This is a genomic window from Pacificimonas sp. ICDLI1SI03 (assembly GCF_054740865.1).
The window spans coordinates 623803-641720 of record NZ_JBSQAU010000002.1 but is presented as its reverse complement, the minus strand read 5'-3'; the positions used below and the strand labels follow the sequence as shown (position 1 = coordinate 641720).

Annotated in this window: 17 protein-coding genes; 10 read left to right on the top strand and 7 right to left on the bottom strand. The window is 62.9% G+C overall.

Going from position 1 to position 17918, the window contains the following annotated elements; translation table 11 throughout:
* Positions 1–6 precede the first annotated feature (6 nt).
* On the bottom strand, positions 7–1680 hold the full coding sequence (locus tag ACSMXM_RS15040) for a sensor domain-containing diguanylate cyclase (protein ID WP_460317230.1): 1674 nt from the start codon (positions 1678–1680) through the stop codon (positions 7–9).
* Between the two features lie 130 nt (positions 1681–1810).
* On the opposite strand from ACSMXM_RS15040, the gene gloB reads away from it, so the two are divergent.
* The 10 genes from gloB to ACSMXM_RS14990 all read left to right on the top strand — a co-directional run bounded on the left by gloB (position 1811) and on the right by ACSMXM_RS14990 (position 12178).
* On the top strand, positions 1811–2539 hold the full coding sequence (gene gloB, locus ACSMXM_RS15035; RefSeq protein WP_460317228.1) for a hydroxyacylglutathione hydrolase: 729 nt from the start codon (positions 1811–1813) through the stop codon (positions 2537–2539).
* A gap of 64 nt (positions 2540–2603) precedes the next feature.
* Positions 2604–3899 carry a sensor domain-containing diguanylate cyclase gene (locus ACSMXM_RS15030; RefSeq protein WP_460317226.1) on the top strand — a complete coding sequence of 432 codons (1296 nt, stop codon included), beginning with the start codon at positions 2604–2606 and terminating at the stop codon, positions 3897–3899.
* Between the two features lie 66 nt (positions 3900–3965).
* Positions 3966–5786 carry a gamma-glutamyltransferase family protein gene (locus tag ACSMXM_RS15025; protein ID WP_460317224.1) on the top strand — a complete coding sequence of 607 codons (1821 nt, stop codon included), beginning with the start codon at positions 3966–3968 and terminating at the stop codon, positions 5784–5786.
* Positions 5787–5844: 58 nt separating this feature from the next.
* Positions 5845–6228 (top strand): DUF6491 family protein, encoded by a 384-nt coding sequence (locus ACSMXM_RS15020; RefSeq protein WP_460317223.1) that lies wholly within the window; start codon positions 5845–5847, stop codon positions 6226–6228.
* 52 nt (positions 6229–6280) lie between these two features.
* Complete coding sequence (locus tag ACSMXM_RS15015) at positions 6281–7567, top strand: ActS/PrrB/RegB family redox-sensitive histidine kinase (protein ID WP_460317221.1); 1287 nt, start codon at positions 6281–6283, stop codon at positions 7565–7567.
* The gene (locus tag ACSMXM_RS15010; protein ID WP_460317220.1) at positions 7564–8100 is read left to right on the top strand and encodes an ActR/PrrA/RegA family redox response regulator transcription factor; all 537 of its coding nucleotides are present in this window, start codon (positions 7564–7566) and stop codon (positions 8098–8100) included. Before ACSMXM_RS15015 ends, ACSMXM_RS15010 begins: the two co-directional genes overlap by 4 nt.
* A 61-nt stretch (positions 8101–8161) precedes the next feature.
* Positions 8162–9532, top strand: a complete 1371-nt coding sequence (locus ACSMXM_RS15005; protein WP_460317219.1) for an MATE family efflux transporter — start codon at positions 8162–8164, stop codon at positions 9530–9532.
* Positions 9529–10014, top strand: coding sequence for an RNA pyrophosphohydrolase (locus tag ACSMXM_RS15000; protein ID WP_460317217.1), 486 nt, complete (start codon positions 9529–9531; stop codon positions 10012–10014). The genes ACSMXM_RS15005 and ACSMXM_RS15000 overlap by 4 nt, the downstream gene beginning before the upstream one ends.
* A gap of 186 nt (positions 10015–10200) precedes the next feature.
* Positions 10201–11529, top strand: coding sequence for a TrkH family potassium uptake protein (locus ACSMXM_RS14995; protein WP_460317215.1), 1329 nt, complete (start codon positions 10201–10203; stop codon positions 11527–11529).
* Positions 11519–12178, top strand: a complete 660-nt coding sequence (locus ACSMXM_RS14990) for a potassium channel family protein (protein WP_460317214.1) — start codon at positions 11519–11521, stop codon at positions 12176–12178. Before ACSMXM_RS14995 ends, ACSMXM_RS14990 begins: the two co-directional genes overlap by 11 nt.
* Before the next feature lie 130 nt (positions 12179–12308).
* Here the strand turns inward: ACSMXM_RS14990 and ACSMXM_RS14985 are convergent, their stop codons facing one another.
* Genes ACSMXM_RS14985 through leuC form a run of 6 tightly spaced genes read right to left on the bottom strand, consistent with a single transcriptional unit; the run spans position 12309 to position 17800 of the window.
* Complete coding sequence (locus ACSMXM_RS14985; protein ID WP_460317212.1) at positions 12309–12941, bottom strand: glutathione S-transferase; 633 nt, start codon at positions 12939–12941, stop codon at positions 12309–12311.
* Complete coding sequence (trhO, locus tag ACSMXM_RS14980; RefSeq protein WP_460317619.1) at positions 12934–13896, bottom strand: oxygen-dependent tRNA uridine(34) hydroxylase TrhO; 963 nt, start codon at positions 13894–13896, stop codon at positions 12934–12936. The genes ACSMXM_RS14985 and trhO overlap by 8 nt, the downstream gene beginning before the upstream one ends.
* Positions 13897–13936: 40 nt before the next feature.
* Positions 13937–14734 (bottom strand): DUF502 domain-containing protein, encoded by a 798-nt coding sequence (locus tag ACSMXM_RS14975; RefSeq protein WP_460317210.1) that lies wholly within the window; start codon positions 14732–14734, stop codon positions 13937–13939.
* Entirely contained in the window at positions 14731–15786 is a 1056-nt protein-coding gene (gene leuB, locus ACSMXM_RS14970) for a 3-isopropylmalate dehydrogenase (RefSeq protein WP_460317208.1), read from the bottom strand. The genes ACSMXM_RS14975 and leuB overlap by 4 nt, the downstream gene beginning before the upstream one ends.
* Complete coding sequence (leuD, locus tag ACSMXM_RS14965) at positions 15783–16388, bottom strand: 3-isopropylmalate dehydratase small subunit (RefSeq protein ID WP_460317206.1); 606 nt, start codon at positions 16386–16388, stop codon at positions 15783–15785. Before leuD ends, leuB begins: the two co-directional genes overlap by 4 nt.
* A complete protein-coding gene (leuC, locus tag ACSMXM_RS14960; protein ID WP_460317204.1) occupies positions 16385–17800 on the bottom strand; it encodes a 3-isopropylmalate dehydratase large subunit in 1416 nt (471 codons plus the stop codon). The genes leuD and leuC overlap by 4 nt, the downstream gene beginning before the upstream one ends.
* Between the last annotated feature and the right edge of the window lie 118 nt (positions 17801–17918).

Below are 17918 nucleotides of genomic sequence, written 5' to 3'. Positions count from 1 at the left end.
CGGCGCTCAGGCCGCCATCGCCTGCTCCTTGGCGGAGGAGACGTTTTCTTCCGCCATGCAAGACCGGTCCCTGCCCTCCCGCTTCGCGCGGTAAAGAGCCACGTCCGCGCGGGCGAGAATGGCCGACAATGGCTCCTGATTCGCCGCGGCAATGCCGGCGCTGACGGTCAGGCGATTCTTCAATTCCGGCACAGCCAGATCGGCGCCGCGCGAGATCCTTTCGCGCAGCCGGTCGACTTGCTCCTTCGCTGCGCCCGGGCTGGCGCCCCGTAGCGCGAGCGCGAACTCCTCTCCACCCAGGCGACAGGCAATCAACCGGCGCCCGGCGGCGGCGCGCAATATTCCCGCAACGGCGGTCAGTGCGTCATCCCCGACCCTGTGCCCGTACGTGTCGTTCACTGCCTTGAAATGGTCGATGTCCAGAATGACGACAATGTCCGGCCCCCATCTGGCGCATTCACGCTCAAAGGCGCGGCGGTTCATCAGGCCAGTCAGACCATCCGTATGGGCCAGATGGTCCAGTTGCGCTTCGCGTGCCTCTGCCTTGTCCCTCTGCCGGCGCATCGTCAGGAACCGGTCCGCAACCCCCAGAGACGTCACGACCGCCTCTATGACCAAAGCGAAATACAGCCCCATCTCGGCGTCGGCGCTCTGTTCCACATGGCCGGTATATCTCAGCAGCCGCTCTAGGCTGGTCAGGACGATCCCGAGACTGGACAGGAAAATGAACTGTGCGGCGCGACTGCCGCGCCACAACGCGATACCGATCGTCACAACGTAAAGCGCCAGCCATGGGACGAAGGAATAATACCACCAGATGCGGCCCGTCACGCGCGCCCAGTCGCCGGTGTGCAGGGTTACAATGGTCGCGATGCACAATAGCGGCAAGATAATCTGCAGAAGCCGGCATACCCATTGCGGGATTTTTCCAGCCTCCGTGAAGTGGATCGCGAACATGCTGGCGCTGGCGACACCCAGAACGAACGCCCAATTGTTCAAATGCCATCGCGTCAGCAGCGGCAGATCGGGAAAGATCATGAAAATCAGGCCGCTTGAGGAGAGCGCATAGGTCGCGACGCTTACCACCATCAGGCCGTGCCAGATGATAAAACGCTCTCGCAGCACCGTAAAGAAGGCGCCATTGAAAAGCAGTGGCAATACGATCAGCCCCAGAATGAAAGCCAGGGCCATTCCCCGCTTGAAGCGCAGATCGGCAAGGTCGGTTCTGCCCTGCAGCGAGCCGGCGGAAAATATCGTCAGGGAGCGGGGGCGCTCCACCCCGACGACCAGACCGGTCAGCGGCGCGTCGTGCGGCGGCAACGCAAACGCCATCCTGACGGCGGGAACCCAGCTGCTGGCGGCGACATCAGGGCCATAGCTGATCGTTCGCCTCGTTCCGTCCGCATAGCTGGCGATCAGCGTCAATTCGTCGAACGCGCTCGGGTCGGTGACGTAGAACAGCTCATCATCCGGCAAGGAATCGAACGCGCCGGTCGCATTGGCCCAGACCATTGGCGACTGGTCGGTAAACCGGTCCGCGCCGCAATTGGCGCCGCCGCTTCCCCTGCCATCGTCGCGGCCTTGCCACCGTTCAGGGGCGGGGGGCGGCGCATCCGCCGACAGGCCGATCGTGCAGAATTCCAATTGCACGCCCTCTTGCGCGGCGGCAGGCGCAGACACGGCGGCAAGGAATGCAAGAATGAAGGCGACGAACGTACGAATTAGTAGGAATTCCCCAAGCCCGTCCGCTATTCCATAAGGCCGTTTCGGAACGGTTAACGGGGCCGCGCGAACCTGCTATGCTGCGGCCATGCTAGATATCGTCCAGATCCCCGTACTCAATGATAATTATGTCTACCTGGTCCATGATCCGGACAGTGGCGAGACAGCCGTCATCGACCCGGCGGTTGCCGGTCCCGTCCTGACGGAGGCGGAGCGGCGCGGCTGGCGGATCACCCAGATTCTCAATACGCACTGGCATCCCGACCATGTCGGCGGCAATCAGGAGATAAAGGACGCCACCGGCTGCCATATCACCGGCCCCCGGGGCGAGCAGGAAAAGATTACCGGCATCGACCGCGCCGTGGTCGAGGGGGAAGAGGTCAGCATCGGCAAGCATCTGGGCTGCGTTATAGATGTGCCCGGCCACACTGCCGGCCATAACGCCTATTATTTCGCGGATGAGGGTGTCCTGTTCTGCGGTGACACGCTGTTCGCCATGGGCTGCGGTAAATTGTTCGAGGGCACACCCGCCGACATGTTCGACAGTCTGCGCAAGTTTGCCGCCCTGCCCCCCGCGACGCAGGTCTATTGCGCGCATGAATATACCGAAGCGAACGGGCGCTTTGCGCTGACCGCAGAACCCGGCAATGATGCGCTGGCGCGCCGCCAGTCAGAAGTGGTCGCACAGCGCGAAAAGGGGATTCCCACCGTCCCTTCGACCATCGAGGCAGAGCTGAAGACCAATCCGTTCTTGCGGGCACGTTCTGCGAAGGAGCTGGGCGAACGCCGTGCGGCCAAGGACGCCTTCGCCGGTTGACGCGGTAATAAATTCCTAAGCCCTGCATATTAGGCTGAGCCTATCGCAGTTTGGGTTCAGCTATTTGAAAATCCTGGTTTACATGGTGGCGCTTCTCCACCTGATCGGCCTTGTGGGCGATCCGGCGTCTGCCGCTGCCTTGTCGAATCACGTCCACGCCGCAAGCTGGGGCGCGATTCTGACGGGGATGCTGTGGGGGATCGTCATCATCCCGATTTTCTATGCGATGAGCTTCTATGTCGTCCTCAGGGAGCGGTTTTTGCTGCTGCTCAGCGCCCGGGCGTTCAGCAATATCGTCTTCATCTTCGGGATGTCCGCATTCGTCATAGACGGATTGCCGGCCCCGGACAGCCCGGCGCGATATTGGGCGACCCTTTGGGGTTTTAACATTCTCGTCGCCCTCGCCGGCCCGTTCCTGAAGGCATATCTGGAGCCGGGATGCGTCGACCGCTGGGTTAATTGGGCGCTCTGCCTCATCTTTCCCTTCGTCATCGCAAAGACGATCGTTCAGCCGCTCTGGACGCCGGGCAGCACAGCGGCAGCGCTCTCCTCGCTTCTTTACGTTCCGGTACTTGGGGTCATTGTGTTCGCGCTTGGGCAGGCCTTTCGGCGCGGCAGCCGCGCGGCAACTTTCCAAATCGTTGGCTGGGCCCCGCTGATCCTCGTCTGTACCGAGATTTTGCTGCGCGGAATCTTTGGATTTGCCAGGCCGCCCGGAATCGATATCGCCATATTGGGTGCCACGGCCTTTGAATTCTGCGTCGGCGCCGTCGGCGTCGCCGATCGCTTTTACCGCCTGCGGCAGGAACGCGACGAGGCGCACGAGCGTGCGGACGCTGCCGACCGTTTGGCACGAACCGATCCGTTAACGGGCATCGCGAACCGCCGCGCGCTCGAACAGCGCTATGCCTGGGCGCTTGAGCAAAACGAAACGGTGGCGGCCGTCGCCGTCTTCGACCTGGATTATTTCAAGCGGATCAATGACCGCCATGGGCACGATGTCGGCGATGATGTTTTGCGAACCGTAGCACGTACGCTGGGGGAAGAGGGCGGACTAACGGCCAGAATGGGAGGGGAGGAGTTTGCCCTGCTGGTCTTTACCGGGGACCCCGAGGTGACGGCGGAGGCCGCACGTCAGCGCATTCCTGTTCGCGTTGCCGAAAAAGTACCCGGGCTCTCCCTGCCCGTTACGGCAAGTCTGGGCCTGGCACGCGTCGTTCGCGGCGAACCCCTGCGCGAGGCGCTGCGCCGTGCGGACGAACATCTTTATATCGCGAAGCGTGAAGGCCGTAATTGCGGTCGCTGGTCGACCCCGCCCATACCACAGCAGGTGGCAGCGGCAGTCCGCGCCGCCGCCTGAACCCTTCCCCGCAGCCACACTCTCCCTTAGGGGTGTGTGGATCTGAAATTGGGGGAGTTCCAAATCATGCGTCCCGTCGCCGCCGTGCTTGCCGCCATTCTTGCCACCGCATCGCCGGCACTGGCGCAGCCCACACCGCCGCAGCGCGCGTCGGAGGATCCGTCCGTACAGCCGCCCCGGAAAGACCAGGGCGATCGCAATACCGGGCATGAGGGGAAGACACGGTCCGCCGTTCTGGGTCGGCATGGCATGGCCGCAACCAGCCAGCCGCTGGCGACGCAGATCGCGCTCGACGTTCTGAAGCAGGGTGGCAGTGCCGCCGATGCGGCGATTGCCGCCAACGCGGCGCTGGGCCTGATGGAACCGACCGGAAACGGCATGGGCGGCGATCTGTTCGCCATCGTCTGGTCGCCCACCGAGAAAAAGCTCTATGGCCTGAACGCGTCCGGTCGCGCGCCCCTTGGGCAGACGCTGGAACAGCTTCGCGCCGCCTCCGCACAGGCAGGCGATGCGAACGATATTCCCGATTGGGGATGGCGCAGCGTCACAATTCCCGGCGCCGTATCCGGCTGGGGCATGCTGCACGAAAAGTTCGGCAAATTGCCGCTGGCGGACGATCTGGCCCCCGCCATTCGCTATGCCGAGGAGGGTTTCCCGGTTTCAGAGCTGATCTCCTACTATTGGCGCTCGACCATGGAGCAGTTTCAGCGGCTCAGCGACGAGGGCATCGTCGAGGATGGCGAGAATTGGAAAACGCTCTACGCGGTGAACGGCGTCGGCCCGCAGGAGGGGGAGATTTTCCGCAATCCCGACCTCGCCCGCACCCTCCGCACAATTGCTGAGGAAGGCACCGACGCATTCTACAAGGGCGAACTCGCCGAGGACATGGCCGCCTATCTGGAACGGATCGGTGGTCCGCATCGCAAGGTCGACTTCGAACGCCACACCGCCAATTGGGTCGAGCCGGTCAGCGTCAATTATCGCGGCTATGATGTGTGGGAACTGCCACCCAATGGTCAGGGCATCGCCGCACTGCAGATGCTGAACCTCCTGGAACCCTATGATCTTGCCTCCATGGGGCGGGATTCCGACGAATTCTGGCACCTGATGATCGAGGCTAAGAAACTCGCCTTTGCCGACCGGGCGAAATATTATGCCGATCCCGATTTTGCGCAGACCCCCGTCGAATGGCTGCTGTCCGATGAATATGCGGAGGAGCGTGGCAAGCTGATCGGTGCGCGTGCCGCCGAATCCGTCGAAGGCGGTCGCCTGCCCGGCGATCTGGAGGCGGCGGACACCATCTATATGACAGTCGCCGACAGTGACGGCATGATGGTCAGCCTGATCCAGTCCAATTATCGCGGCATGGGGTCTGGCCTCGTGCCGGATGACGGAGAGGGGAATACTCTGGGCTTCATGTTTCAGGACCGCGGCACGCAATTCGCGCTCGATCCTGAACATCCCAATGCCTATGCGCCGGGCAAGCGCCCGTTCCACACGATCATCCCGGCCTTTCTGACGAAAGATGGCGAGCCGCTAATGTCGTTCGGCCTGATGGGCGGCGCGATGCAACCGCAGGGGCATGCGCAGATCGTCGTCAACATGATCGACATGGGTCTGGACGTGCAGGCTGCGGGCGATGTGGCGCGCTTTCAGCATATTGGCGGTCTGGAACCCACCGGCCTTGGCGACCTCAACGACGACGTGGTTGAGGTCGAATCCGGCATATCGCAGGAGGTCGTGCGGGCCCTCCAGGCGCGTGGCCATCAGGTAAAATATGCCGTCGGCGAATTTGGCGGCTATCAGGCCATTTGGCGCGACCCGGAAACCGGCGTTTATTGGGGCGCCAGCGAAATGCGCAAGGATGGCCACGCGGCGGGATATTGAAACCAGGGGGCGCTGTCGTACGTACAGTCAGGGGGGAGCCTGATCAGGGAGAGTTACCATGAAACTGCCCGTTATCACTGCAATTGCTACCCTTGCTCTGGCCGGCTGCGCCGCCAGCACCCCTTCCGCCGATTCCGAACCACAGGATCCGCGCCTCACCGCCGCCGCGACGGGGGAGCCAATCAACTGCGTCAATCTTCGCGATATCGACCGGACAGAGCCGCTGGACGCGCGCAACATCCTGTTCGTCATGCGGGGCAGCAGGGTCTATCGCAACGAACTGCCCACCAGTTGCCCGCCCTCCGCGCGGGACGATGCGTTCAGCTATCGCACCCCCAGCAACCAGATCTGTTCCGGGGAAATTCTTACCTTCTTCGAACCGGCAAATAATTTTCCCACCGGCTCCTGCGCGCTCGGCCAGTTCACGCCGATAGAGGAATGATGCGCCATGCCTAACCGCACGGGCGGCGGGTCGGCCGGCACCGAATAGCGGCGTGATACACCGCACGCCTCTGTCCGTTCCCGAAACCCTTGGACGGCCCGGCATCCGGGTAAGGACGCTGATCGTCATTCGTTGGATGGCGATTGGCGGACAGGTCCTGACGATGCTGATTGTCGCGGCAGGGCTTGGGTTCGAATTTTCCTATCTGGGTGCGGCGGCGGCGGTGCTGGCCTCGGTCATCCTCAATCTCAGCCTCTATGCCCTCTATTCGCGAAAGGCGCGGCTGGTGGGGACGGAGGCGCTCGCCCACCTAGGCTTCGATCTCGTTCAACTTGGTGTGCTGCTGTTCCTGACCGGCGGCATCGGCAATCCGTTCGCGGTCCTGATGATCGTACCGGTCGTTATTTCCGCGACCCTGTTGTCCCCCCGCGCCACGGGCATCCTGACTGCGATTGCCGTGGCCATCCTGGTCGTGGAGTGGAAATGGGCACGTCCCCTCCCGTGGAACGGGGCGCCACCGGAAATGCCGGGGCTACTGCAGGCCGCGACTTTCTCCGCGCTCGCCTTCACCATCATGTTTATCGCCCTTTATGTCCTGCGGGTCTCGCTGGAGGCGCGCCGCTGGCAACAGGCATTGGTGACGACCCAGGCCGTTCTGGAGCGGGAAACAAAAATGTCCGCGCTGGGCGCGCTTGCGGCGGCCGCCGCGCATGAACTTGGCGGCCCCCTCGGCACGATCACGCTCATTGCAAAGGATCTGGATAATGAACTGTCCGGCGACCCCGATTTCGGCGCCGACATCGCCCTTCTGGTGCGAGAGGCGGAGCGCTGTCGCAGCATCCTGACCGGCATCGCACAAAGATCTGAGGCGGAGGCGCCCTTTCCAGAGCTTCCGCTCGGCACCCTGCTGCACGAGGTCGCGCACGGCTTTGCGGACGCGCGTGTGCCCGTCCGGGTTGCCCGTGCAGCCACGCCTCTGCCTACCGTCGAAAGGTCGTCCGAACTGCTGCACGGCCTTTTGAACCTGGTGGATAATGCAGTACGCTTCGCCCGCGCAGAGGTCGTATTGGCGGCCACGGCGGACACGGAAAGGCTGGCGATCCACATAGAAGATGACGGTCCGGGGTTTCCGGCCGACATATTGCCGCATCTGGGCGAACCTTATCCCGGTCCGTCGCGTTCCAGAAGCGGGGGCACGGGGCTGGGTATCTTTATTGCCACGACGCTTCTGGAGCGGACCGGCGCGCGGGTACGGTTCTGGAATCGGGCGCGGGGCGGCGGCCGCGTCGAAATCAGCTGGCCGACGGTCGAGCCACAGGAATTGGAGACGATCACATGACGGAAACCCAGAACGGCACCCTGCTGCTGGTCGATGATGACAATAGCTTCCGTCAGCGGCTGGAGCTGACCTTGTCGAGGCGCGGCTATGAGGTTCTGTCCGCCGCGGGCATTGCCGAGGCGCGCGCGCTCGCCGCCCGTAATCGTCCCACCCATGCCGTTCTCGACATGCGGCTACAGGATGGCAGCGGCCTGGATCTGGTCAGCGAATTGCGCGCGGCAAATCCGACGATCCGCATCGTCATGCTGACGGGATATGGCAATCTCGCGACCGCTGTTGCGGCGGTAAAGGCGGGCGCGGTCGATTATCTCGCAAAGCCCGCCGATCCCGACGACATCATAAAGGCGCTGGCCGCCAATTCCGGCGACAAGCCCGCCCCGCCAGAGGATCCCATGTCCGCCGACCGGGTGCGGTGGGAACATATTCAGCGCGTGTACGAGCTGTGCGACCGCAACGTGTCGGAAACCGCCCGCAGGCTGAAAATGCACCGGCGCACGCTGCAGCGCATCCTCGCCAAACGCTCCCCGCAATAATCTTCGCGGGGGACGCGGGGAGGTTGCACAGGCGCGCCCTTCGGGGTCATGAGGCATCCCGATGACTACGCCCGCCGCCGATCCCGCCCCCAGCTCCGCCGGGCCGACCGTCTATCGGGTTGACGCGCGCCCGATCTGGGCGATCGCATTGCCGGCGATGGCAACCAATGTCGCCACCGCCCTGATCGGCATTGGCGACATGTGGATCGTCGGACGGCTGCAGGATGTCGCCGCACAAGGCGCCGTCGACGTTGGCGCAAAGCTGTTTGCGCTGCTGTTCACGGTCATGAACTTTCTAAAAACGGGCACGACCGGCCTCGTTGCGCAGGACCGGGGCGCAGACCCCGGACAGGCCGCGACGCTGATCCGCGCCCTGATCGTCGGCCTGGTGCTGGCGGTCGTCCTGCTGCTGTTGAAACCGTTGGTTGTACCGTTCGGCATCAGCGCGCTGGGGGCAGAGGGCGCGGTCGCGCGCGCGGCGCGGATCTATATCGACATCCGCTATTGGTCGGCACCCGCCTTCTTCGCCAATCTGGCGCTGCTGGGGCTGCTGGTCGGGCGGCGGCAGGTGCGTGCCGCGCTCGTCATAGAGGTGCTCTATAATCTCACGAATATCGGCCTTGGCCTGCTCTTCGTGCTGGCGCTCGATCTTGGTATCGCGGGCATCGCCTGGTCCAGCCTGATTGCAGAATATGGCAAGTTCATCGGCACGGCCCTGTTTGTCATGCGCGGGGAAACCGTCCGCCATCTGGCATCCACCTTCACGGCGGGCGGCGCACTCGCCTGGGCGCGCTTCCGGCCGCTACTGGCGCTGAACGGCGACCTGTTCCTGCGCTCGCTGATCCTTGCCGTCGCCATGGCGGCGCTGACCCGCGCGGGCGCGGGCATCGGGCCGGTGGCGCTGGCGGCGAACGGCATCATCTTTCAGCTGTTCATATTTTCCGCCCTGCTGATCGACGGATTCGAAAATGCCGCGCAGGTGCTGAATGGCGAAGCGTTCGGCGCCCGCGACCGGCAGGGGTTCTTCACGACCATGCGCGCGATCCTGTGGCGCGGCCTGGGCGTCGCGGCCCTTTTGTCGCTGGCATTCCTCGTCCTCGCCAACCCCATCCTGGCCAGCTTTGCCGCCACCCCCGCCGTGGCACGGTTCGCGCAGGACCATGCCATCTGGCTGGCAGTGATCCCGCTGGCCGGTGTCGTCAGCTTTACGCTGGACGGGGTGTTCGTCGGCGCAAGTTGGACCCGCGCGATGATGGTGGGGATGATCGGCGCCGCCATCTGCTATGCGCTGGCGCTGTGGCTGACGCAGCCGCTGGGCAATCATGGTCTATGGCTGTCCTTCACCCTGTTCCTGCTGGCGCGGGCGGCATTTCAGGCGTTGCAGATTCCATGGCTTGCGAGGCGCAGCTTCGCGGCTAGTGTCGCGCCATGAACGATCCCCAACATCCCAGCGGCCTGCCCTATCGCCCCTGCGTCGGCATCATGTTGCTGAACGCCGACAATCAGGTCTTCACCGCAAAGCGCATCGATAACCCCGCCGATTACTGGCAAATGCCACAGGGCGGCATTGACGAGGGCGAGGATGCCCGCACCGCCGCCCTGCGAGAGCTGGAGGAGGAAACCGGCATCGCCCCCACCTCCGTCGAGATCATGGCCAAAAGCGCGGGCGTGCTGCACTATAATTTGCCGGACGAGCTGGTCGGCAAGATGTGGAAGGGGCGCTATTGCGGCCAGCGGCAGACATGGTTCGCCATGCGTTTCCTGGGCAGCGACGAAGAGATCGACATCGCCACGGCACATCCCGAATTTTCCCACTGGCGCTGGGCAGACCCAGCCACCCTGCCGCACAAGATCGTCCCCTTCAAAACAGACCTGTACCGCGCCGTCCTGCAGGAGTTTTCCGGGCTTTTGTAGGTGCGTACGTCCCGGTGATGACAAGCTCGCGTTGAGATAAGCGGGGACGCGGGCGCCCTATCCCGCGGTTTATAACTGCATTCGGATACGGTGCTTAGATATAGCCCGCACGACCAAAATCGGGACGCCATTGCTCCCTAATAGGGTGTCCTTGCTCATTCCCGACTCACAAGGCATTAGGCGTCCATGAAGGCCCTGCGCAATCCTATCAGACTCATTCCGGTCCTTTTTCTTCTAGCAATCGCCATCGGAACGGCTGTCCTCAGCCTGCCCTTTGCAACTGCTGATGGCACAGTAGCGCCATTCCCCACCACCCTGTTCACTGCGGCTTCTGCAGTGTCGGTCACCGGGTTGATCGTCGTCGATACTCCGACCTATTGGTCGGCTTTTGGGCAAGCGGCTATCTTGCCGATGTTCCAGATCGGCGGGCTGGGAATCATGACTGCCGCAACCCTGTTCGGTCTGATGGCCGGGCGCGGCTTTGGGCTGCGGGACCGGATGGCTACCCAAGTCGAACGAAACAGACTTGAGACTGGGGATGCACTCTCGGTTCTTAAACTGGTGTTCCTTATCACCATGGTCGCAGAGGCGGTGGTCGCCGCCATCCTCGCCATACGCATGGCCAGCTTCTATGAAATGCCTTGGGGAAACGCAGTCTGGCACGGCGTCTTTCACTCGGTCAGCGCGTTCAACAATGCTGGCTTCTCAAGTCATTCGGACAGCGTCATGGGGTATCAAGCGGACCCGTTGATCCTTTGGCCAATCATGCTGTCGGTCATTCTCACCGCTTTGGGTTTTCCCGTGATGCAGGATCTGAGGGACAAGCGCTTTCGCTGGCACCGCTGGTCGCTGCACACGAAGATCACGATCAGCGGCACCGCCGCTTTGTTGCTGATCGGGTTTGTCGCCATACTTGCTATGGAGTGGAGCAACGCTGCGACGCTCGGCCCAATGCCGTTGGGGACAAAAATCCTCAACGCCGCATTTCATTCGGTCATGCCGCGCACCGCCGGATTTAACAGCATGAATGTGGGCGCGTTTCGCGATCAGACTCTGATGCTCAATTATCTGCTAATGTTTGTCGGCGGCGGCAGCGCTGGCACCGCTGGCGGCATCAAGATCACCTCCTTCGTGGTTCTGTTTGCTATCGTCTTGTCTGAGGTGCTCAACCGCCGCGATGCGGGTCTGTTCAATCGTCGGTTCGGTAGTGAAATTGAACGTCAGGCACTGTCGGTTACCGTGCTGGCAGCAACGCTGATCTTTACCGCCACCATCTTCATCGCATCTGTCAGCGCGCTGCCGCTGGTTGAAATCCTGTTCGAATGCATTTCCGCTTTCGCCACGGTCGGCCTCTCAACTGGCATTACTGCCGAACTGCCACCCAGTGCACAGATTGTGCTGGTCATCCTGATGTTCGTTGGCCGGGTCGGAACCATTACTGTCGCGACCGCCCTCGCCACTGGACGGCCGCAGCGCGCCTATCGCCATCCCAAGGAGAATGTCATTGTCGGCTAAAAAACGGAAACCCGTTCTCGTTGTAGGGCTTGGCCGCTTTGGCGGTGCCGTTGCGCGCACGCTAGAGAATATGGGGCACGAGGTTCTGGGCGCTGATTGCGATCCTAAGCTTGTGCAGGAGTATGTCGCGGATTTGACGAAGGTGGTGCAGGCCGATTGCACAGATAGTGCAACCCTACGGCAGCTCGGCGCGGCTGAATTCGAAGCGGCTGTTGTAGCCATCGGCACCGATATCGAAGCGAGCGTGCTGACCGTTCTGGCTTTGGCCGATCTCGGACTTACCAATATCTGGGCCAAGGCGACCAACGAGAAGCACGCCCGTATCCTTGAGCGCATCGGCGCGGCCCACGTCGTTTTCCCCGAACAGAGAATGGGCGAACGCGTGGCCCATCTGCTCAACGAACGCTTGCTCGACTTTATTGCCTTTGGCGACGAGTTCGCCATCGCACGGCTTGTCGCACCGGAACCGATCGTGGGCCTGCCCCTGATCACCAGCGAATGCCGCAAGCGCTTTGACGTGACCGTGGTAGGGGTAAAGCGCGCCGGAGAGGCCTTCATTCACGCCGTTCCCGACACGCTGATCTTCCCCGATGACGAGTTGGTCGTCTCCGGTCGGATCAATGATATTGAACGTTTTGCTGCATTCTAACGATGTACTTTCGACGGCGCTTTCCGAGCGGAAGTGCAAAAAGGCGCACGGCAGGTCGTTTCATCCAAATAGCCTTGAAGAGGGCTCGACATTCACCCTGTTGCGCGTTGGATTAAATACCCGCCGTACTCTAGCTTCCGGGAAAAATCACCCGTTCGTCACCGGGCGCCCATTGCGGGTGTTTTACCATTGCGCGCTTGAACAGGTCGGAGGCGAGGTGGCGGGCTAGCCATGCCTGTACGCGTGGAATGGGCTGGGCGGCGAACCAGTCGCGGTCGGTATGGGCGAATTGGCGGATGAAGGGGAACAGCGCCACGTCGGTCATCCGCACCGCATCGCCGTGCAGATTGCCTTGCCCCTCCAGCCGGCGTTCCAGAACCTTGAGCAGGGACAGCCCCGCCGCCCGGTGTTCCTGGGGGTCGCTGTCATGGCGATTGGGGTATTTATAGCGGTCCAGATGATGCTTGAACGGGCCGTCATTGGCGGCGATCAGCTCTGCATCATTGCCGGACAGCCAGTCATCCGGATCATTCTGCGCCAGCGCATGATGCATGATGGCCAGGCTTTCATCGACCACCTGCCCCCCGGCAAGGACCAGCGTCGGCACGGTCCCCTTGGCAGAGGCCTGCAGCATGGCCTCCGGCTTGTCGCTCAGCTTCACTTCTCGCAATTCGCTAACGATGCCGGCCACCAGCAGCGCCATACGCGCGCGCATGGCATAGGGGCAGCGGCGAAAACTGTAGAGGACGGGCAGGTCACTCATCGGCGGCGTGCTCCACCCGGCCAACATGCGCCTCGCCGCGCGCCCGCGCCAGCTTCACCTGCCGCTCCCGCTCCCGATATGCCTGCCGCTGCGCCTCTGTACGGGTGGCGTGGCAGTGCGCGCAGCTGACCCCCTCCTCGTACAGGGGCGATTCCAGATCCCGCGGCGCCAGTGGCAAGCGGCAGGCGCGGCACAGGCTGTGCGTGCCGGGCGACAGGCCATGGCCGACGGCGACACGTTCGTCGAACACGAAACATTCGCCCTGCCAGCGGCTCTCCTCCTCGGGCACGTCCTCCAGATATTTCAGGATGCCGCCGTCCAGATGATAGACCTCTTCGACGCCCTCCGCCTTCAGGAACGCCGTCGCCTTTTCACAGCGGATGCCGCCGGTGCAGAACATGGCGATCTTCGGCGTGCCTTCGCCCAGCAGGCCGTCCCGCTGTGCGCGAAACCATTCGGGAAAATCGCGAAAGCTGGCCGTCTGCGGATCGACCGCCCCGGCAAAACTGCCGATCCGCACTTCATAATCGTTGCGCGTGTCGATCAGGATCGTATCCGGCTGGGCGATCAGGGCGTTCCAGTCGCGCGCCGAGACATAGGTGCCGGCACCGGTCAGCGGATCGATCCCCGGCTGGCCCATGGTGACAATTTCCTGCTTCACCCTGACCTTCATGCGGTGAAACGGCATCTCCGCCGCCGTCGACATCTTGATATTGGCGGCCGCGCATCCGGGCAGCGCGCGAATATGATCGAGCACGCGGTCGATGGCTGCCGCCCGCCCCGCAATGGTGCCGTTGACCCCCTCCGCCGCCAGCAAGATGGTCCCGCGCACTCCCTCTTCCCGGCACATCGAGGCCAGGGGATCGCGCAGCGCCGCCGGATCGGCAAAGGGCGCAAAGCAGTAAAGCGCGGCGACGGCGATCGCGGCGTCGGTTTCCGAAGCGGGTTGCGGCATCATCCGGTCCATCTTGGCCCTGCAGGCCGCCTTGGCAAGGTCAGGCGTTCGGGTTCGTCGGCGCGGGTGGCGCATTGGGTGACGCATTGGGTGACGGCGAAGGCGCAGATGGCGCACCGGCAAGACCCGCTGGGGGCGATGCAGGCGGAATCTTCAGTTCAGCAGGCATGACCGTCCCGACCGAAATATAGAATTTCAGCAGGTCGTCGACCGCCAGACCCTCTACCTCGATAATGCTCTCACGGGGAACGAGTGTCAGAAAGCCCGTCATCGGCAGGGGCGCTGACGGGATATAGACCAGCCGGCGTTCTTCCCCACCGACCCACACCGGCTCCGATGTCGGCAACAGCGCCAGCGCATCCGTGCCATTGGGGCCACCAAAGCGCACCGCCACGGGACGCATATCGGCCAGTTCGTTCTCCTCGCGCAGGCCGATCATGCGGGTGATACGGCTGATCGGGCGATAAATGCCGCCGATCACGGGCACGCGGTCCATCCAGCCGTCGATACGTTCCTGCATGCTTTTCTTCGCGCGCGTCTGAAACAGCCGTCCGATCGCCCATATGCCCACCACGACCAGCGCCAGCAGAACCCAGATGCCAAACGCCGTCTCGCCAAAGATCAGGCTGGATCCGCCGGTCAACGCGGACCCGAAAATGCTCTCCTCACCGAACAGGGCGGCGATCTGGCGGATCAGCCAGTCGAGAATGACCAGCGTCAGAATGAAGGGGGCAAGAAACAGCAAACCCGTCAGGAATGTGCCGAGCGCCTTGTCGAATATCCGCTTCCAGCGCTCCATGTCGGGATTGCCGGGCGAAGGGGGGACCTTATCGTTCACAATGACTGAACGATGGCCGCTCCCATTTGTGCCGTCGTGGCGGTGCCGCCGATGTCCGCCGTGCGGGTGCCGCTGTCGATGGCACTCTCCACCGCCTTCTCGATCCGCGTCGCCATTGCCTCATCGTCCAGACTATAGCGGAATGCCATCGCCAGGCTCAGGATCGCGGCAGAGGGATTGGCCAGGCCCTGTCCGGCAATATCGGGTGCGCTGCCATGGATCGGTTCGTAAAGGCCCGGCTTCCCCGCCTCGCCCAGCGCCGCGGACGGCAGAAGGCCCAGCGATCCCGTCAGCATCGCGGCCTCGTCGGACAGCAGATCGCCGAACAGATTGTCCGTCAGGATGGTGTCGAACTGCTTCGGATTTTTCACCAATTGCATGGCGCAATTGTCGGCCAGCATGTGGCTCAGTTCTATATCGGAATAATCCTCCGCATGCAGGCGCGTCACTTCCTCGCGCCACAGCAGTCCCGCCTCCATGACGTTAGACTTCTCGACGGAACAGACGCGGCCGCCCCGCTGGCGCGCCGTTTCGAACGCGGTGCGCGCCACCCGGCGGATTTCCTCCGTCGTATAGACATGGCTGTTGAGCCCGCGCCGCCCGCCATCCGGCAGATCCTCGATCCCGCGCGGCTGGCCGAAATAGACGCCGCCGACCAGTTCGCGCACGAACATGATGTCCAGCCCCTCGACCAGTTCGCGCTTCAGACTGCTTGCATCGGCCAGTGCCGGGAAACAGCGTGCGGGGCGCAGATTGGCATAGACGTTCATGGCCGCGCGTAGCTTCAGCAGGCCCGCCTCAGGCCGGGTATCGAAGGATTGCGCGGCCCATTGCGGCCCGCCGACCGCACCCATCAGAACGGCATCGGCTGCCTGAGCGCGCACCAGCGTCTCGTCGCTGACCGGTACGCCTTCTGTATCGATGCCGATACCGCCGAACAAAGCCTCCGACACGTCGATGTCCAGCGCCAGTGCGTCCAGCACCTTATGGACCTCGCCAATGACTTCAGGACCGATTCCATCTCCGGGAAGGAGGAGAAGTGTTTTGGTCATGCGGCTACTCCGGCTGCCCCGCCGATCCAGGGCTGATGTTCGGTCAGGCGCGCCTCATAGCTGTCGATGGAGGGCGCCATGGCCTCTGTCAGGCCGATTTCGTCCAGGCCATTCAGCAGGCAATGTTTGCGAAAGGGGTCCACCTCGAACGTAAAGCGGTCCTGAAAAGGGGTCGTGACCGTCTGCGTTTCCAGGTCGATGGTGATTTCGTCCGTCTCCGCCACTTCCATCAGGCGGTCGACCTGATCCTGCGGCAATTCGACCAGCAGCATGCCGTTCTTGAAGGCATTGCCGGAAAAAATATCGGCGAAACTGGGCGCGATAACGGCGCGAAACCCCATATCGCCGAGTGCCCAGGGCGCATGTTCGCGGCTGGAACCGCAACCGAAATTGTCGCCCGCGATCAGGATTGGCGCGCGGGCATAGCGCGGCTGATCGAAAATATTGTCCGGGTCGTTCGCCCGAATGCTTTCGAAAGCGCCGGCCCCCAGCCCCGTGCGCGTTACGGATTTCAGGAACTTCGCCGGGATGATGACGTCGGTATCGACATTCTCGACACCGAATGGGACGGCAACGCCCGTCAACATGGTGAAAGGGGTCATCGCATCATCTCCCTGACGTCGGTGATCCTGCCCGTCACCGCCGCCGCGGCCGCCATGGCGGGTGACATCAGATGCGTGCGCGCGCCAGGCCCCTGCCTGCCGACGAAATTGCGGTTGCTGGTAGAGGCACATCGTTCGCCCGGCGGTACCTTGTCCGGGTTCATGCCCAGGCAGGCGGAACAGCCCGGCTCCCGCCATTCAAATCCCGCCTCCAGGAATATGCGGTCCAGCCCCTCTTCCTCTGCCTGCGCCTTCACCCGGCCGGAACCGGGAACGACCATCACCTGTACGACACCCTCCGCCTTGCGCTTGCCGCGCACCACCTCTGCGGCCGCGCGCAGATCCTCAATACGGCCATTGGTGCAACTGCCCAGAAACACATGCTGGATGGGAATATCGGCCAGGCGCGTGCCCGGCGTCAGGCCCAGATAGTCCAGCGACTTCGCAGCAGCGGTGCGCTTACCGGCATCGGCGAAACTGGCAGGATCGGGAATGGCGTCCGTCACCGCCAGCACGTCCTCCGGGCTGGTACCCCACGTCACCTGCGGCGCGATGTCGTCGGCGTGTAGCACGATTTCCCTGTCGAAGTGCGCGCCCTCATCCGTGGGCAGGGTGCGCCAATAGGCGAGCGCGCGGTCCCAATCATCGCCCTTCGGCGCGCGGTCGCGACCCTCTACATAGGCAAAGGTCGTTTCGTCGGGCGCCACCAGACCGGCACGTGCGCCGCCTTCTATCGCCATGTTGCAGACCGTCATCCGGCCCTCCATCGACATGTCGCGGAACACGGAACCACGATATTCGATGACATGGCCAGTGCCGCCGCCTGTGCCCGTCCGGCCGATAATGGCCAGCGTCACATCCTTAGGCGTTACCCCGAAGCCCAGCGTTCCCTCGACGGTCACGCTCATGGTTTTCGGCTGACGCAGCAACAGGGTTTGCGTCGCCAGCACATGTTCCACCTCGCTGGTGCCGATGCCAAAGGCCAGCGCGCCGAACGCGCCATGCGTCGCCGTGTGGCTGTCGCCGCAAACCACCGTGGTGCCGGGCAGGGTAAAGCCCTGTTCGGGACCGATGATATGCACGATGCCCTGGTCGCGCGCTGTCATTTCAATATGTTCGATGCCGAATTGCGCGCAATTTTCTTTCAGCAGGGCGACCTGTTTCGCACTGGCCGGATCGGCGATGGGGCCTGAGCGGTCGGTGGTCGGGACGTTATGATCGGGCACCGCCAGCGTCAGGTCGGGCCGCCGGACGCCACGGCCCGCCAGCCTCAGGCTTTCGAATGCCTGCGGCGTCGTCACCTCGTGGATCAGATGCCGGTCGATATAGATGAGACAGGTGCCGTCGTCCCGGCGTTCGACGGTGTGGGCGTCCCAGATCTTCTCAAAGAGCGTGCGCGGTTTTGATGCCATGCGCCGCTAGTGACGAATCCGCGAGGGCGAATCAAGAATGGACAGCGGAAAAACACCCGGCCACTCGGAGTATTGCTCCGCTGAAATAATTTAAGGCCTGGTAATCGGTTGATTACCA

Excerpts from the sequence above, each read along its gene's own strand:
- ACSMXM_RS15000 (WP_460317217.1), top strand. The coding sequence starts at position 9,529 with ATGAACGATCCCCAACATCCCAGCGGCCTGCCCTATCGCCCCTGCGTC.
- ACSMXM_RS15025 (WP_460317224.1), top strand. The coding sequence starts at position 3,966 with ATGCGTCCCGTCGCCGCCGTGCTTGCCGCCATTCTTGCCACCGCATCG.
- ACSMXM_RS14985 (WP_460317212.1), bottom strand. The coding sequence starts at position 12,941 with ATGAGTGACCTGCCCGTCCTCTACAGTTTTCGCCGCTGCCCCTATGCC.
- ACSMXM_RS15010 (WP_460317220.1), top strand. The coding sequence starts at position 7,564 with ATGACGGAAACCCAGAACGGCACCCTGCTGCTGGTCGATGATGACAAT.
- ACSMXM_RS15005 (WP_460317219.1), top strand. The coding sequence starts at position 8,162 with ATGACTACGCCCGCCGCCGATCCCGCCCCCAGCTCCGCCGGGCCGACC.
- gloB (WP_460317228.1), top strand. The coding sequence starts at position 1,811 with ATGCTAGATATCGTCCAGATCCCCGTACTCAATGATAATTATGTCTAC.
- trhO (WP_460317619.1), bottom strand. The coding sequence starts at position 13,896 with ATGCCGCAACCCGCTTCGGAAACCGACGCCGCGATCGCCGTCGCCGCG.
- leuC (WP_460317204.1), bottom strand. The coding sequence starts at position 17,800 with ATGGCATCAAAACCGCGCACGCTCTTTGAGAAGATCTGGGACGCCCAC.
- leuD (WP_460317206.1), bottom strand. The coding sequence starts at position 16,388 with ATGACCCCTTTCACCATGTTGACGGGCGTTGCCGTCCCATTCGGTGTC.
- leuB (WP_460317208.1), bottom strand. The coding sequence starts at position 15,786 with ATGACCAAAACACTTCTCCTCCTTCCCGGAGATGGAATCGGTCCTGAA.
- ACSMXM_RS15020 (WP_460317223.1), top strand. The coding sequence starts at position 5,845 with ATGAAACTGCCCGTTATCACTGCAATTGCTACCCTTGCTCTGGCCGGC.
- ACSMXM_RS14995 (WP_460317215.1), top strand. The coding sequence starts at position 10,201 with ATGAAGGCCCTGCGCAATCCTATCAGACTCATTCCGGTCCTTTTTCTT.